The organism is Pseudomonas massiliensis, assembly GCF_000826105.1.
GTDB lineage: Bacteria > Pseudomonadota > Gammaproteobacteria > Pseudomonadales > Pseudomonadaceae > Aquipseudomonas > Aquipseudomonas massiliensis.
In genome coordinates, this window is record NZ_CCYK01000007.1 from 509,334 (window position 1) to 525,280 (window position 15,947).

Below are 15,947 nucleotides of genomic sequence, written 5' to 3' on the forward strand. Positions count from 1 at the left end.
TTCTGTAGAATTTGCCCCCTTTTCAACCAGGGGAGCGTCCTAGATGCTGCAGAACATCCGCATCGTACTGGTCAATACCAGCCATCCCGGCAACATCGGCGGGGCGGCCCGGGCCATGAAGAATATGGGCTTGTCCCGCCTCGTGCTGGTGGATCCGCAGGTGTTCCCCTCGCCAGAGGCCAGCGCGCGGGCTTCCGGGGCCGATGACATCCTTGCCGATGCCCAGGTGGTGCCAACCCTGGAGCAGGCCCTGGTCGGCTGCAGTCTGGTCATGGGCACCAGCGCGCGAGACCGCAGCCTGCCCTGGCCCATGCTGGACCCGCGCGCCTGCGCTGCCAAGGCCGTGGAGGATGCCCGAGCAGGCGGGGAAGTGGCCCTGGTGTTCGGCCGTGAGCATGCTGGCCTGACCAATGAAGAACTGCAGCGTTGTCACTTCCACGTGCATATTCCTTCGGCCCCTGAGTTCAGCTCCCTGAACCTGGCCGCGGCCGTTCAGGTGCTAGCCTATGAGGTGCGCCTGGCCTTCCTGGCCCTGGCCGAGGCGGCGCCCGCGACGCCTGCCGAGGCTCCGGTCGAACTGGCCACGGCTGAAGAGCTGGAAGGCTTCTATGGCCATATGGAAGCCACGCTGGTGGACATCGGCTTCCTGGACCCGGAAAAGCCGCGACACCTGATGTCCCGCCTGCGTCGGCTGTACAGTCGCTGCCGTCTGGAACGTACCGAGCTGAGCATACTGCGCGGCATCTTCACCGAAACCCGCAAGGCCGCAAAAGGCGAGCCGCACAAGCGCAAGGAGTGATCAGGGCACGCTGCAAGCGACCAGCCGTTCGGCCCGCTGTCCGGCTTGCAGCTTGTGGCTGCTCATTGTGCTATCATCCGTCGCCGTTTCCAGCCTAATTCCGAGTAATACAGTAGGTCTTATAGTTGACTTAAATACTCGGGAATCGCATACTTGCCCCATCGCGTCCCTTTCGCAAACCGTGGTAACTGAACCGTGCGACTGACAACCAAAGGCCGATATGCCGTTACCGCCATGCTGGACCTGGCGTTGCACGCGCAGCGTGGGCCCGTGTCGCTGGCCGATATTTCCGAGCGCCAGGGCATCTCCCTTTCGTACCTCGAGCAGCTGTTCGCCAAGCTCCGTCGCGGCAACCTGGTGTCCAGCGTGCGCGGCCCGGGCGGTGGCTATCAGCTTTCCCGAGACATGAAAGGCATCCAGGTGGCCCAGGTGATCGACGCCGTGAACGAATCGGTAGATGCCACCCGCTGCCAGGGGCTGGGTGATTGCCATGCCGGCGATACCTGCCTTACCCACCATTTATGGTGCGACCTGAGCGACCGTATTCACGAGTTCCTCAGTGGCATCAGCCTGGCGGACCTGGTTACCCGCCGCGAAGTGCAGGAAGTGGCCCAGCGCCAGGATCAGCGCCGCTGCGCCGGCCAGCCCACGATGCCGGACAAGCCCGTTCTCGAAAAGATAGAAACATCTGCCGTCGACTGACCGCCGTAGAGCGGAGCGCGCCTGATTAGGAGATTCTCGATGAAATTGCCGATTTACCTGGACTATTCCGCTACTACGCCGGTCGACCCTCGCGTCGCCGAGAAGATGATCGCTTGCCTGACCATGGAAACCAACTTCGGTAACCCGGCATCGCGGTCTCATGTGTTCGGCTGGAAGGCCGAGGAAGCCGTGGAAAACGCTCGTCGTCAGGTCGCCGACCTGGTCAATGCGGACCCGCGCGAGATCGTCTGGACGTCAGGGGCCACCGAGTCGGACAACCTGGCAATCAAGGGCGTCGCGCACTTCTACGCCAGCAAGGGCAAGCACATCATCACCTCCAAGATCGAACACAAGGCGGTGCTGGATACTACCCGCCAGCTCGAGCGTGAAGGGTTCGAGGTCACTTATCTCGAGCCGGGCGAAGACGGCCTGATCACCCCTGCCATGGTCGAGTCGGCGCTGCGTGACGACACCATCCTGGTGTCGGTGATGCACGTGAACAACGAAGTCGGCACCATCAATGATATCGCGGCCATCGGCGAACTCACCCGTGCTCGCGGCGTGCTGTTCCATGTGGATGCGGCCCAGTCCACCGGCAAGGTGGAGATCGACCTGCAGGCCCTGAAGGTCGACCTGATGTCCTTCTCCGCCCACAAGACCTACGGCCCCAAGGGCATCGGCGCGCTCTACGTGAGCCGCAAGCCGCGGGTGCGCCTGGAAGCGCAGATCCACGGTGGTGGTCATGAGCGCGGCATGCGCTCCGGTACCCTGGCCACTCACCAGATCGTCGGCATGGGCGAAGCCTTCCGTATCGCCAAGGAAGACATGGCCAAGGAATACGCCCATGTGAAAGCCTTGAGCGATCGCTTCTTCAAGCAGGTCCAGCACCTCGAGGAGCTGTACGTGAACGGCAGCCAGGTTGCCCGCGTGCCGCACAACCTGAACCTGAGCTTCAACTACGTCGAAGGCGAATCGCTGATCATGGCCCTCAAGGACCTGGCGGTTTCCTCCGGTTCGGCCTGTACCTCCGCTTCCCTGGAGCCGTCCTACGTACTGCGGGCCCTGGGCCGCAACGACGAGCTGGCGCATAGCTCCATCCGCTTCACCTTCGGCCGCTTCACCACCGAAGAGGAAGTCGACTACGCCGCGGCCAAGGTCTGCGAAGCCGTGACCAAGCTGCGCGCCTTGTCGCCGCTGTGGGACATGTACAAGGACGGCGTCGACATCTCGAAGATCGAGTGGGCCGCACACTGATTGAAGCCGTCGGCGAGCGGCTTAACGAATTGATGAGGAGTACCTAGCATGGCTTACAGCGAAAAGGTCATCGACCATTACGAGAACCCCCGCAACGTCGGCAAGATGGACGCCGAAGACCCGGACGTGGGTACCGGCATGGTCGGCGCGCCGGCCTGCGGCGACGTGATGCGCCTGCAGATCAAGGTCAACGAGCAGGGCGTGATCGAAGACGCCAAGTTCAAGACCTACGGTTGCGGCTCGGCCATTGCGTCCAGCTCCCTGGCCACTGAGTGGATGAAGGGCAAGACCCTGGACGAAGCGGAAACCATCAAGAATACCCAGCTGGCCGAGGAACTGGCACTGCCGCCAGTGAAGATCCACTGCTCGGTACTCGCTGAAGACGCCATCAAGGCGGCCGTTCGCGACTACAAGCAGAAGAAAGGCCTGCTTTGATCGCGTCAACCCAGCTTGCATCCGAGGAGTTTCGATGGCCATCAGCATGACAGAAGCCGCCGCCAACCATGTGCGTCGTTCCCTGCAAGGGCGGGGCAAGGGCGAGGGTATCCGCCTGGGTGTCCGCACCACGGGCTGCTCGGGGCTGGCCTATGTTCTTGAGTTCGTCGACGAAACCGCCGCCGAGGACCAGGTATTCGAAAGCCATGGCGTGAAGGTGATCATCGATCCCAAGAGCCTGGTCTACCTGGACGGCACCGAGCTGGATTTCGTCCGCGAAGGGTTGAACGAAGGCTTCAAGTTCAACAACCCCAACGTGCGTGGCGAATGCGGCTGCGGCGAAAGCTTCAACGTTTGAGGTCGCCCGTGGGTACTCCCTGTCACTTCGCCCTGTTCGACCTCAAGCCGGCCTATCGGCTGGACCTGGATCAACTGGGCGCGCGTTATCGCGAGCTGGCTCGCGCGGTGCATCCAGACCGCTTCGCCGATGCATCGGCGGCTGAGCAGCGCCAGGCCCTGGAACAGTCCGCCGCCTTGAACGAGGCCTATCAGACGCTCAAGAGCGGGCCGCGCCGCGCGCGCTACCTGCTACAGGTGGTCGGCCACGAAGTGCCCCAGGAAGTCACGGTCCACGACCCCGATTTCCTCATGCAGCAGATGCAGTGGCGCGAGGAGCTCGAAGACTTGCAGGACAACGCGGACCTTCCTGGCGTCGCGGCTTTCAAGCAACGGCTGAAAGTGGCGCAGCAGGGCTTGGACGACGCCTTTTCCGCCTGCTGGGACCAGCCCGCCGAACGCGAGCAGGCCGAACGCCTGATGCGCCGGATGCAGTTCCTGGACAAGTTGGCCCAGGAAGTGCGCCAGCTCGAAGAGCGCCTCGACGATTAACCCTGTGCCGCCACGGCCGCACGCCTGAATAAGACAAGCATGGCTCTACTGCAGATTGCCGAACCTGGCCTGAGCCCCCAACCGCACCAGCGTCGGCTGGCGGTGGGGATCGACTTGGGCACCACCAACTCCCTGGTCGCCGCCTTGCGCAGCGGGCTCGCCGAGCCGCTGCCGGATGCCGAGGGCCAGGTCATCCTGCCGTCCGCGGTTCGTTACCATGCCGGCCGGGTCGAAGTGGGCATCGGCGCCCGCCGGGCCGCCGCCGTGGATCCGTACAACACCATCGTATCGGTCAAGCGGTTGATGGGGCGCGGCCTGGCCGATGTCCATCAACTGGGTGAGCAGCTCCCGTATCGCTTCGCCGAAGGCGAGTCGCACATGCCGTTCATCGAAACGGTGCAAGGGCCCAAGAGTCCGGTGGAAGTCTCGGCGGAAATTCTTCGGGTGCTCCGCCAGCGCGCCGAAGCTACCCTGGGCGGGGATCTGGTGGGTGCAGTGATTACCGTTCCAGCCTATTTCGATGACGCCCAGCGCCAGGCCACCAAGGATGCCGCGCGCCTGGCGGGCCTGACCGTATTGCGCCTGCTCAACGAGCCTACCGCCGCGGCCGTCGCCTATGGGCTGGACCAGCAGGCCGAAGGCCTGGTAGCCATCTATGACCTGGGTGGCGGTACCTTCGATATTTCCATTCTGCGGCTTTCCCGCGGGGTGTTCGAAGTATTGGCCACCGGCGGCGACAGCGCCCTGGGTGGTGATGACTTCGACCATGCCATCGCCAGCTGGATGCTCGCCGAGGCCGGTCTGTCCTCGGACCTGGCGCCGGCGGCCCAGCGCGAATTGCTCCAGGCGGCCTGCGCCGCGAAAGAAGCACTCAGCGGGGCAGAGGCCGTGCCAGTCGTCTATGGCGGCTGGGCCGGCGAGCTGAGTCGGGCCCGGTTCGACAGCCTCATCGAGCCACTGCTGGCTCGCAGCCTGAAGGCCTGCCGACGGGCTGTACGCGATTCCGGGGTCGAGCTCGAAGACATAGGCGCGGTGGTCATGGTCGGGGGCTCCACGCGGGTCCCGCGTGTGCGTGAGGCGGTCGGCCAGTTGTTCGGCCGTGAACCCTTGACCAACATCGACCCGGACCAGGTGGTCGCCATCGGCGCCGCGATCCAGGCCGATACCCTGGCGGGCAACCAGCGGGACGGCGAGGCCCTGTTGCTGCTGGACGTGATTCCACTGTCCTTGGGCCTGGAAACCATGGGCGGGCTGATGGAAAAGGTCATCCCGCGCAATACCACCATCCCGGTCGCCCGCGCCCAGGAGTTCACCACCTACAAGGACGGCCAGACCGCCATGGTCATCCACGTCCTGCAAGGTGAGCGCGAACTGGTCAGCGATTGTCGCTCCCTGTCGCGTTTCGAGCTGCGCGGTATTCCGCCCATGGTGGCAGGCGCGGCCAAGATCCGCGTGACCTTCCAGGTGGACGCCGACGGCCTGCTGAACGTATCTGCCCGCGAGCTGGGCTCGGGTGTGGAAGCCAGCGTCCAGGTCAAGCCTTCCTATGGCCTGACCGATGGCGAGATCGCCCGCATGCTCAAGGATTCCTTCGAATACGCCGGGCATGACAAGCAGGCGCGCCAGCTACGCGAGCACCAGGTGGACGCCGAACGGTTGCTCGAGGCCGTGCAGGGTGCGCTCGAGGCTGACGGCGACCGTCTGCTCGAAGCCCAGGAGCGGGAAGCGATCGAGTTCCAGATGCAAGAACTGCGTGATTTGTTGACCGGCACCGATGGCCCCGCCATCGAGCAGCAGACTCGCCGTCTGTCGCAGGTGACCGATGCCTTTGCCGCCCGCCGCCTTGATTCGACGGTCAAAGCCGCACTGGCCGGGCGCAACCTGAATGAGATCGAGGAGTAACCGATGCCCCAGGTGAAATTCCTGCCGCACGAGAAGTTCTGCCCCGAGGGGCTGGTGGTGGACGTACCGCCCGGGACCAACATCCTGGAGCTGGCGCACGAGCACCATATCGAAATGGAAAGCGCCTGCGGCGGGGTATGCGCCTGTACCACCTGCCATTGCATCGTGCGCCAGGGCTTCGGCTCGCTCCAGGAGGCCGACGAGCTGGAAGAAGACATGCTCGACAAGGCCTGGGGGCTGGAGGCACAGTCACGCCTGGCTTGCCAGATCAAGGTCGGCGACGAAGACCTTACCATCGAGATTCCCAAGTATTCGCTGAACCACGCTGCCGAAGCGCCGCACTGAGACGGAGGCCCGCATGATTCTTAAATGGGTGGACGTGCAGGAAATCGCCATTCAGCTGGCCGAGGCCCGGCCTGAAGTGGACCCTCGCACGGTCAGCTTTCCTCGGCTGCGCCAGTGGGTGATGGAACTGCCGGATTTCGACGATGACCCGAATCGCTCCGGCGAGAAGGTGCTCGAGGCGATCCAGGCGCACTGGATCGCTGAAGCGGATTGAAAATGTTCCGCGTTAGGAAATACCTCCGAACCCGCGTATAATTCGCGGGTTTAATTTTTGCTTAACTCACTGCTTCTGGAGTGTCACATGGCTGTTCAACGTACCTTCTCCATCATCAAGCCCGACGCCGTCGCCAAGAACGTCATCGGCAAGATCACCACCCGCTTCGAAGACGCCGGCCTGCGCGTCGTCGCTTCGAAAATGAAGCAGCTGTCCAAGGCCGAAGCCGAAGGCTTCTACGCCGAGCACAAGGAGCGCGGCTTCTTCGGTGACCTGGTTGCCTTCATGACTTCCGGCCCGGTCGTTGTCCAGGTGCTGGAAGGCGAGAACGCCATTGCCCGCAACCGCGAGCTGATGGGCGCCACCGATCCGAAGAAAGCCGACGCTGGCACCATCCGCGCCGATTTCGCCGATTCCATCGACGCCAACGCCGTCCACGGTTCGGACTCCGAAGCCGCCGCCGCTCGTGAAATCGCTTACTTCTTCGCGGCTACCGAGGTAACCACTCGCTAAGCCACGCTTGCGAGTGAGAGGTGAATCCATGACGACATCTACCGACAAAATCAACTTGTTGGGTCTTACCCGCCAGGAAATGGAGAAATTCTTCGACTCGCTCGGGGAAAAGCGCTTCCGCGCCGGTCAGGCGATGAAATGGATTCACCACTTTGGCGTCGATGATTTCGACGCCATGACCGACTTCGGCAAGGCACTGCGCGCCAAGCTCAAGGCTTGCGCGGAAATCCGCGGCCCCGAAGTGGTCAGCGAAGACATCTCCGCCGACGGCACCCGCAAATGGGTCGTGCGCGTGGCCTCGGGCAGTTGCGTCGAGACCGTGTACATTCCCCAGGGCAAGCGCGGCACATTGTGCGTGTCTTCCCAGGCCGGCTGCGCCCTGGACTGCAGCTTCTGCTCCACCGGCAAGCAAGGCTTCAACAGCAACCTCACCGCCGCCGAAGTGATCGGCCAGGTGTGGATCGCGAACAAATCCTTCGGCACCGTCCCGCATACCATCGACCGCGCCATCACCAACGTGGTGATGATGGGCATGGGCGAGCCGCTGCTGAACTTCGACAACGTCGTCAGCGCCATGCACCTGATGATGGACGACTTCGGCTATGGCATCTCCAAGCGCCGGGTCACGCTGTCCACCTCCGGCGTGGTGCCCATGATCGACGAGCTGGCCAAGCACATCGACGTGTCCCTGGCCCTTTCGCTGCATGCGCCCAACGACGCGCTGCGCAACGAGCTGGTGCCGATCAACAGGAAATACCCGCTGGCCGTGGTACTGGATTCCTGCCTGCGCTACATGGCCGCCCTGGGCGAGAAGCGAGTGCTCACCGTCGAGTACACCTTGCTCAAGGACGTCAATGACCGCCCGGAACACGCCGCGGAAATGATCGAGCTGCTGCGCAATGTGCCCTGCAAGATCAACCTGATCCCCTTCAACCCGTTCCCGCATTCGGGGTATGAGCGGCCAAGCAACAATGCCATCCGTCGCTTCCAGGACAGCCTGCACCACGCGGGCTATAACGTGACGGTGCGCACCACCCGTGGCGAAGACATAGACGCGGCTTGCGGGCAGCTGGTCGGCCAGGTGATGGACCGTACCCGCCGCAGTGAACGTTACATCGCGGTGCGTCAGCTGGAAGCCGACGCCCAAGGGCTGCCGCAAGCCGCCAGCCGCCCCTGAGCGCTTATCGAGAGAGGAACTCAATGATCCCGCGCCTTGCGCCCCTGCTGTTTCTGGCCATGGTCCTTGCCGGTTGCGTCACCACCGGCAAGGTGAACCCGATGGACACTCGCCAGGGCCGTGAACAGGCACGGGATGCGTACATCCAGCTTGGGCTGGGCTACCTCCAGCAGGGCGAAACGGAGCGCGCCAAGGTGCCCTTGAAGAAGGCGCTGGAACTGGATGCAGCCAGTGCCGAAGCCAATGCGGCGCTGGCGTTGGTATTCCAGGCCGAGGGCGAGGCCGAACTGGCCGAGCAGGCATTTCGCAAGGCGCTCTCGGCCCGGCCGGCAGATTCCCGTATCCTGAACAACTACGGCGGATTCCTGTACGAACGCAAGCGCTATGAGGACGCCTACGAGAAATTCCGGCAGGCCGCCCAGGATCCGCTCTACCCGGAACGCTCCCGGGTGTTCGAGAACCTGGGCATGACCGCGTTGATGCTGGGGCGAAAGGATGAAGGACGTGAGCTGCTGGACAAGGCGCTGCGGTTGAATCGCCAGCAGCCCCGTGCGTTGCTGGAAATGGCCGAACTCTCCTACGAGGCGCAGCAATATGTACCGGCGCGCGATTACTATGAGCGCTTCAGCCAGCTCAGCGAGCAGAATGCCCGCAGCCTGTTGCTCGGCACTCGTCTGGCCAAGCTGTTCGACGACAAGAACCGGGCCGCCAGCTATGGCCTGCAACTGAAACGACTCTATCCCGGCACGCCGGAATATCAGCAATACCTGTCGGAGCAATGATGAAAGCGGCGCATCCCGAAGCAGTAGCAGTGGCTCGCACGAATCCCGGCGAAACTCTGCGCCAGGCCCGCGAAAGCAGAGGCTGGACGTTGCAGGAAGTGGCCGCGCGGCTGAACCTGACCACCACCTCCCTGGCCAACCTGGAATCCGGCGATTTCGGGCGCCTGCCCGGCCATACCTTCGCCCGTGGCTACATCCGCGCCTACGCAAAATTGCTGGGCATGGACCAGACGCCCCTGGTGGAAGCCTTCGATCATTACACCGGTACCAACGCCAAGGGCTCTGATGTCCACGGCCTTGGCCGCATCGAAGAGCCTGTGCGCCTATCCCATAACATCCTGCGGATCGTCAGCCTGTTGCTGCTGGTACTGGTCATCGGTGGCGGCTTCCTCTGGTGGCAGGATCAGAACGCCTCCCGTGGGCGGGACCAGGCCGGTACCGCCATTGAGCATGTGGAGGTGGAAAGCGCGGACGGCACCACCCAGATCCATCCCATAGACGAGCCGGAAGACCAGGCGGTAACCGATAGCCAGGCCGTACCAGCGCCCGGGGCCGATGAAGCGGCCAGCGCGCCATCCGCCGAGGGGTCGACCCAGGCCAGCCCCCCTGCGCCAGCCACCGCTGCGGCCGCGCCTGCGGCCGCGCCTGCGGCGACTCCCTCGGCGCCGCCCCTGAGCACCACTCATGGCTCTGCAGGTTCTCCGGTAATCGCTTCGCCTCCGGCTCCGGCTACAGCGCCAGCCGCGACCAGCGTTGCGCCTGTTGGCAGCGGCCCCGCTGTCGGCGCCCCCATGCCCGGCGCTGGCCAGGTGCGGATCGACTTCACCGCCGACTGCTGGACCCAGGTCACGGATGCCACTGGCAAGGTGCTCGCCAGCGCCCTCAAGCGCAAGGGCGACAGCCTGGATGTCAGCGGCAAGCCTCCTCTTCAGGTACGCCTGGGCTACGCCCGGGGTGCCCAGGTCACGTACAACGGTGAAGCCGTGAACGTGGCTCCCTTCATCTCGGGCGAAACCGCTCGCCTGAAACTGGGACAATGACAGTCATGCATGGCGAATCTCCGATCAAGCGTCGCGTATCACGTAAAATCTGGGTCGGCTCGGTGCCGGTAGGCGGCGACGCCCCTATCGCGGTGCAGAGCATGACCAACACGGACACCCTGGACGTCCTTTCCACCGTTGCGCAGATCAACCGGCTGGAAAACGCCGGCGCGGATATCGTCCGAGTCTCGGTACCCGACATGGAGGCCGCCGAAGCCTTCGGCAAGATCAAGCAGCAGGTGAAGGTTCCCCTGGTCGCCGATATCCACTTCGATTACCGCATCGCCCTGCGCGTGGCGGAGCTGGGTGTGGATTGCCTGCGCATCAACCCGGGCAACATCGGCCGTGAAGATCGCGTCCGCGCGGTAGTGGACGCGGCCCGTGACCGGGGCATCCCGATCCGTATCGGCGTCAATGCCGGCTCACTGGAAAAGGACCTGCAGAAGAAATATGGCGAGCCCACCCCAGAGGCACTGGTGGAATCGGCGCTGCGTCATGTGGAGCACCTGGATCGTCTCGACTTCCAGGATTTCAAGGTCAGCGTCAAGGCATCGGATGTGTTCATGGCCGTTGCCGCCTACCGGCAGCTGGCCGGGCAGATCATCCAGCCGCTGCACCTGGGCATCACCGAGGCGGGCGGGCTGCGCTCCGGCACGGTGAAGTCGTCGGTGGGCCTGGGCATGCTCCTGGCCGACGGCATCGGCGACACCATCCGAATCTCCCTGGCGGCGGACCCGGTGGAAGAAGTGAAGGTTGGCTTCGATATCCTCAAGTCTCTGCGGTTGCGGTCCCGTGGCATCAATTTCATCGCCTGCCCCAGCTGTTCCCGGCAGAATTTCGATGTGGTCAAGACCATGAACGAACTGGAAACCCGCCTCGAGGATTTGCTGGTACCCATGGACGTAGCCGTGATCGGCTGCGTGGTCAACGGGCCGGGCGAAGCCAAGGAGGCCCATATCGGCCTCACCGGCGGCACGCCCAACCTGGTGTACATCGACGGCAAGCCCTCGCAGAAACTGACCAATGACAACCTCGCCGAGCAGCTGGAACGGCTGATCCGGCAGAAGGCGGCGGAAAAGGCCGAAGCCGACGCGGCGGTGATCGCCCGCGGCTGAACCCCGCAGGCCGGCCTAGCCCGGCCACATGGCCAACAGAATTGTTAAGGACACCCCGTGACAAAAGCTCTACAAGCCATTCGTGGCATGAACGATATCCTGCCCGAGCAAACACCGCTCTGGCGCTACTTCGAAGGCACCGTGGCCGGTTTGCTCGATGGCTATGGCTATGGCCAGATCCGCATGCCCATCGTCGAGTTCACCGAACTGTTCAAGCGGTCCATTGGTGAAGTCACCGATATCGTCGAAAAAGAGATGTATACCTTCGAAGATCGCAACGGGGACTCCCTTACCCTGCGTCCCGAAGGGACCGCCGCCTGCGTGCGCGCGGTGCTCGAGCACGGTATCACTGGGAACGGCCAGCCTCAGAAGCTGTGGTACATCGGCCCGATGTTCCGCCATGAGCGCCCGCAGAAAGGCCGCTATCGCCAGTTCCACCAGATCGGCGTGGAAGTGTTCAACCTGGCCGGGCCGGACATCGATGCCGAGCTCATCGCCTTGACCTGGCGCCTGTGGGGCGCCCTGGGCATCCGCGACGCGGTCACCCTGGAACTCAACAGCCTGGGCACCACCGAGGCCCGGGGCCGCTATCGCGATGCCCTGGTGGCGTTCCTGTCGGCTCGCCTGGAACAACTGGACGAGGACAGCAAACGCCGCCTGCAGAGCAACCCGCTGCGCATTCTCGACAGCAAGGTGCCGGAAACCCAGGCGTTGCTGATAGACGCGCCCAGGCTGGCCGATTACCTCGACGAAGAATCCCGGGTGCACTTCGATGGCCTCAAGGCGCGCCTGGATGCCGCGGGCATTCCCTACGTGATCAACCCCAAGCTGGTCCGGGGCCTGGACTACTACTCCAAGACGGTATTCGAATGGACCACCGACAAGCTCGGTGCCCAGGGTACCGTCTGCGCCGGCGGTCGCTACGATGGGCTCGTCGAGCAGATGGGCGGCAAGCCTACCCCAGGTGTCGGCTTCGCCATGGGCATCGAACGGCTGATCCTGCTGCTGGAAACCCTGGGGCAGGTTCCGGCGTCCCTGGCCCGACAGGTCGACGTCTACCTTTGCGCCATTGGCGAGGAGGCCGAACTGGCTGCCCTTACGCTCTCCGAGCAGCTGCGTGATGGCTTGCCATCCCTGCGCTTGCAGGTCAACGCCGGTGGCGGCAGCTTCAAGAGCCAGTTCAAGAAAGCCGACAAGAGCGGCGCGCTCTTTGCCCTGGTGCTTGGGGAGGACGAACTGGCCCGTGAAGTGATAGGGTTCAAGCCTTTGCGCGACCAGGGCGAACAGCAGCAAATCGCCTGGGCGGCGCTGGCCGACCATCTCGCCAGCGCGTTGCAGGCCTGATCAACCGCCCCTGGGGGCAAGACGTTCATAAACACAGGAGTATTGGGGTGTCGGTTAGCGATGATGAACAGCTCGGCCAGTTCAAGGATTGGTGGCAGCGCAACGGCAAGCCCCTGGTAACAGGTGGCCTGCTGGCGCTGGTCGTGGTCTTTGGCTGGCAGGGCTGGCAGAAGTATCAGGGCAGCCAGTCCCAGGGGGCGTCCAGCCTGTACCAGCAGCTGCTGGAAACGGTGCTCACGCCCAGCGGCAAGCCGGACCAGGCCAAGGTGGATTACCTGGCCGGTGAGCTGGCCAAGAATTTCGGGGGCACCACCTATGCCCAGTTCGGCCAGCTGTTCCAGGCCAAGGTGAACGTGGATGCCGGCCGCCTGGACGCTGCGGCGGGGCAACTGCAGGCCGTGCTGGCCAAGCCCGCCAGCACGACCATCGGCGAGCTGGCGCGGCAACGCCTGGCGCGGGTCCTGGCGGCGCAGGGCAAGACCGACGACGGCCTCAAGCTGCTCGATGGCGAAGCGGACAAGGCCTACCTGGCCAGCCGCGAGGAACTGCGCGGTGACCTGCTGGTGAAGCTCGGTCGCGCCGATGACGCGGCCAAGGCTTATCGCAAGGCCAAGGACGCCCTGGCCGATGATGCCGCCGTGGGTGATCTCCAACTCAAGCTCGACGACCTGGCCAAAGGGGATGCGTAACGTGATTCGATGGAAACAGGCGGTATTGCTTGCCCTGGCCGTGGCGGTCGTGGGCTGTAGCAGCAACAGCAGCAAGGAACTCCCCCCGGCGGAGCTCACCGACTTCAAGGAAGAGGTAACCCTGGGCAAGGTCTGGAGCCGCTCCATCGGAGACGGCCAGGGTGAAACCTACAACATGCTGGTGCCAGCGGTTGAGAACAATACCCTCTACGCCGCCGATACCCAGGGCGTGGTCATGGCCATGGACCGTATGAACGGTGACGTGGCGTGGGAGAAAGACCTGGAAATGCCGATCTCCGGCGCCGTTGGCGTGGGCGGCGGGCTAGTGATGTTCGGAACCCTGCGTGGCGATGTGGTCGCGTTGGACGCCACCAATGGCGAGGAACGCTGGCGCGCCCACGTCAAGGCCGAAGTGCTGGCACCGCCGGCGAACAACGGTGACGTGGTAGTGGTACAGACCCAGGACGACCGCCTGGTCGGGCTGGACGCCAGCAATGGCAACCAGCTCTGGCTCTACGACAGCACACCGGCGGTCCTGACCCTGCGCGGCACCAGCGCCCCGCTGGTCACTTCGCAACTGGCCCTGGCGGGCCTGTCCACTGGCAAGGTGGTGGCACTGGACATTCGTAACGGCACGCCCGTCTGGGAAACCCGGGTCGCCATCCCACAGGGCCGCTCCGAGCTGGATCGCGTTGTGGATATCGACGGGGGGCTGTTGCTCTCTGGCAGCACGCTCTATGTGAGCACCTACCAGGGCCGCATGGCAGGCCTGGATGTGGACAGCGGCCGCGTGCTCTGGCAGCGCGACGCTTCCAGCTATGCCGGTGTGGCCCAGGGTTTCGGTAGCGTCTACATCGCCGAGGCCTCGGGTACGGTGGAAGGGGTGGACGAGCGCTCCACCACCGCGCTCTGGAGCAACGATGCCCTGGCCCGCCGCCAGTTGACCGCGCCAGAAGTGTTCTCCAGCTACATCGCCGTGGGCGACATGGAAGGTTACCTGCACCTGCTCAGCCAGGTGGACGGCCGCTTCGTGGGCCGGACCCGGATCGACAGCGATGGCCTGCGCGCCCGGCCGCTGGTGGTCGGCGACATGCTGTACGTCTACGCCAACAGCGGCAAACTCGAGGCGCTGACCCTCAAGTAATGCTTGCTATGCTTGGGGCTGACAGCCCCAAGCGCGCGGGGCGAACCCGCAATCGTTCATGGCCGCTGCCCCGCAGCGGCCTTTGCCTTTCTGAAATTCCGTAGTGGAGAGCCGCATGGTTCCCGTAATCGCCCTGGTGGGCCGCCCCAATGTGGGTAAATCCACCATGTTCAACCGCCTGACCAAGAGCCGCGACGCTATCGTCGGCGACCTTTCAGGCCTGACCCGTGACCGCCAGTATGGTGAAGCAACCTGGCAGGGCCGCTCCTATATCGTGATCGACACCGGTGGCATCACCGGGGACGAAGCCGGCATGGACGAGAAGATGGCCGAGCAGTCCTTGCTGGCCATCGAGGAAGCCGACCTGGTGCTGTTCATGGTCGACGCCCGCGCCGGGTTCACCGCCGCCGACCAGATGATCGCCGAGCACCTGCGCAAGCGGAACAAGCGTTCGCTGCTGGTGGCCAACAAGGTCGACAATATCGATCCCGAAATGGCCCGGGCGGAGTTCGCCCCGCTAGGCATGGGCACCGCCATCCCGGTGGCTGCCTCCCAAGGGCGTGGCATGAACGCCTTGCTGGAGGCGGCCCTTGGGGAGTATCCCCGTGACGCCGAGGAAGAGGCGCTCAGCGAAGACGTTGCCGAGGGCCAGGAAGCGACCCGCATTCCTGGGCCAAGTGAAAAGGATGGCGTGAAGATCGCCATCATTGGCCGGCCGAACGTGGGCAAGTCCACCCTGGTGAACCGCATGCTCGGTGAAGAGCGAGTGATCGCCTATGACGAGCCTGGCACCACTCGGGACAGTATCTACATTCCCTTCGAGCGCGACGGCGACAAGTACACCTTGATCGACACCGCCGGGGTGCGCAAGCGCGGCAAGATCCACGAGGAAGTCGAGAAATTCTCCGTGGTCAAGACGCTCCAGGCCATCAAGGACGCCAACGTGGTGATCTTCGTGATGGACGCCCGTGAAGGCGTGGTGGACCATGACCTGAACCTGCTGGGCTTCGCATTGGAAACGGGCCGCGCCATCGTCATCGCCCTGAACAAGTGGGACGGCATGGAGCCGAGCGAGCGGGAATACGTGAAAACCGAATTGCAGCGTCGGCTGTTCTTCGTCGACTTCGCTGATATCCACTTCATCTCGGCCTTGCATGGCACCGGGGTCGGCCATCTGTATGGCTCGGTGCAGGCCGCCTTCAGGTCGGCGATCACCCGTTGGCCCACCAGTCGCCTGACCCAGATCCTTGAAGATGCGATCAGCGACCACCAGCCGCCCATGGTCAATGGGCGCAGGATTAAGCTGCGCTATGCCCACTTGGGCGGAGCCAACCCTCCCATCATCGTGATCCACGGTAATCAGGTGGAGAAGGTGCCACGCTCCTACAGCCGCTACCTGGAGAACACCTATCGCCGCGTGCTCAAGCTGGTGGGTACACCCATTCGCATCGAATACAAAGGTGGGGAAAACCCCTTCGAAGGCAAGAAGAACACCTTGACCGACCGCCAGGTCAACAAGAAGCGCCGCTTGATGTCCCACCACAAGAAAGCGGAGAAGAAGCGCAAGGACAAGCGCTAACGGGTGTTTGCCGCGCCCCGATCGG

At 63.8% G+C, this 15,947-nt stretch carries 18 protein-coding genes; all 18 read left to right on the forward strand.

Translation table 11 applies throughout. The annotated features are described in order from the left end of the window. The first annotated feature begins 43 nt into the window (after positions 1-43). The 18 genes from trmJ (at position 44) to der (ending at position 15,922) form a co-directional block, all read left to right on the forward strand. Positions 44-799: a tRNA (cytosine(32)/uridine(32)-2'-O)-methyltransferase TrmJ gene (gene trmJ, locus BN1188_RS13190; protein WP_040261923.1), complete on the forward strand. Its 756-nt coding sequence runs from the start codon at positions 44-46 to the stop codon at positions 797-799. A 195-nt stretch (positions 800-994) separates the two neighbouring features. Beyond that, positions 995-1,501 carry a Fe-S cluster assembly transcriptional regulator IscR gene (gene iscR / locus BN1188_RS13195; protein ID WP_040261924.1) on the forward strand — a complete coding sequence of 169 codons (507 nt, stop codon included), beginning with the start codon at positions 995-997 and terminating at the stop codon, positions 1,499-1,501. A gap of 39 nt (positions 1,502-1,540) precedes the next feature. Further along, a complete protein-coding gene (locus BN1188_RS13200) occupies positions 1,541-2,755 on the forward strand; it encodes an IscS subfamily cysteine desulfurase (protein WP_040261925.1) in 1,215 nt (404 codons plus the stop codon). Between the two features lie 48 nt (positions 2,756-2,803). Further along, positions 2,804-3,190 (forward strand): Fe-S cluster assembly scaffold IscU, encoded by a 387-nt coding sequence (iscU, locus tag BN1188_RS13205; protein ID WP_040261926.1) that lies wholly within the window; start codon positions 2,804-2,806, stop codon positions 3,188-3,190. A gap of 34 nt (positions 3,191-3,224) precedes the next feature. Then, positions 3,225-3,548, forward strand: coding sequence for an iron-sulfur cluster assembly protein IscA (iscA, locus tag BN1188_RS13210; RefSeq protein WP_040261927.1), 324 nt, complete (start codon positions 3,225-3,227; stop codon positions 3,546-3,548). Between the two features lie 8 nt (positions 3,549-3,556). Continuing rightward, positions 3,557-4,078: a co-chaperone HscB gene (gene hscB, locus BN1188_RS13215; protein ID WP_040261928.1), complete on the forward strand. Its 522-nt coding sequence runs from the start codon at positions 3,557-3,559 to the stop codon at positions 4,076-4,078. 39 nt (positions 4,079-4,117) lie between these two features. After that, a complete protein-coding gene (hscA, locus tag BN1188_RS13220) occupies positions 4,118-5,980 on the forward strand; it encodes a Fe-S protein assembly chaperone HscA (protein WP_040261929.1) in 1,863 nt (620 codons plus the stop codon). A gap of 3 nt (positions 5,981-5,983) precedes the next feature. Continuing rightward, on the forward strand, positions 5,984-6,325 hold the full coding sequence (fdx, locus tag BN1188_RS13225) for an ISC system 2Fe-2S type ferredoxin (protein WP_040261930.1): 342 nt from the start codon (positions 5,984-5,986) through the stop codon (positions 6,323-6,325). Positions 6,326-6,338: 13 nt separating this feature from the next. Continuing rightward, positions 6,339-6,539, forward strand: a complete 201-nt coding sequence (iscX, locus tag BN1188_RS13230; protein ID WP_040261931.1) for a Fe-S cluster assembly protein IscX — start codon at positions 6,339-6,341, stop codon at positions 6,537-6,539. Between the two features lie 87 nt (positions 6,540-6,626). Beyond that, entirely contained in the window at positions 6,627-7,052 is a 426-nt protein-coding gene (gene ndk / locus BN1188_RS13235; RefSeq protein WP_040261932.1) for a nucleoside-diphosphate kinase, read from the forward strand. 28 nt (positions 7,053-7,080) lie between these two features. After that, positions 7,081-8,229 (forward strand): dual-specificity RNA methyltransferase RlmN, encoded by a 1,149-nt coding sequence (rlmN, locus tag BN1188_RS13240; RefSeq protein WP_040261933.1) that lies wholly within the window; start codon positions 7,081-7,083, stop codon positions 8,227-8,229. A gap of 23 nt (positions 8,230-8,252) precedes the next feature. Beyond that, entirely contained in the window at positions 8,253-9,011 is a 759-nt protein-coding gene (gene pilW, locus BN1188_RS13245; RefSeq protein ID WP_040261934.1) for a type IV pilus biogenesis/stability protein PilW, read from the forward strand. Continuing rightward, positions 9,011-10,051 carry a RodZ domain-containing protein gene (locus BN1188_RS13250; protein WP_040261935.1) on the forward strand — a complete coding sequence of 347 codons (1,041 nt, stop codon included), beginning with the start codon at positions 9,011-9,013 and terminating at the stop codon, positions 10,049-10,051. The genes pilW and BN1188_RS13250 overlap by 1 nt, the downstream gene beginning before the upstream one ends. A 5-nt stretch (positions 10,052-10,056) precedes the next feature. Continuing rightward, on the forward strand, positions 10,057-11,166 hold the full coding sequence (ispG, locus tag BN1188_RS13255; RefSeq protein WP_040263936.1) for a flavodoxin-dependent (E)-4-hydroxy-3-methylbut-2-enyl-diphosphate synthase: 1,110 nt from the start codon (positions 10,057-10,059) through the stop codon (positions 11,164-11,166). Positions 11,167-11,223: 57 nt separating this feature from the next. Beyond that, a complete protein-coding gene (hisS, locus tag BN1188_RS13260; RefSeq protein ID WP_040261936.1) occupies positions 11,224-12,510 on the forward strand; it encodes a histidine--tRNA ligase in 1,287 nt (428 codons plus the stop codon). A 47-nt stretch (positions 12,511-12,557) separates the two neighbouring features. Then, positions 12,558-13,199 carry a YfgM family protein gene (locus BN1188_RS13265; RefSeq protein WP_040261937.1) on the forward strand — a complete coding sequence of 214 codons (642 nt, stop codon included), beginning with the start codon at positions 12,558-12,560 and terminating at the stop codon, positions 13,197-13,199. Then, on the forward strand, positions 13,192-14,343 hold the full coding sequence (bamB, locus tag BN1188_RS13270; RefSeq protein WP_040261938.1) for an outer membrane protein assembly factor BamB: 1,152 nt from the start codon (positions 13,192-13,194) through the stop codon (positions 14,341-14,343). Before BN1188_RS13265 ends, bamB begins: the two co-directional genes overlap by 8 nt. A 115-nt stretch (positions 14,344-14,458) precedes the next feature. Further along, positions 14,459-15,922 (forward strand): ribosome biogenesis GTPase Der, encoded by a 1,464-nt coding sequence (der, locus tag BN1188_RS13275; protein ID WP_040261939.1) that lies wholly within the window; start codon positions 14,459-14,461, stop codon positions 15,920-15,922. Positions 15,923-15,947 lie beyond the last annotated feature (25 nt).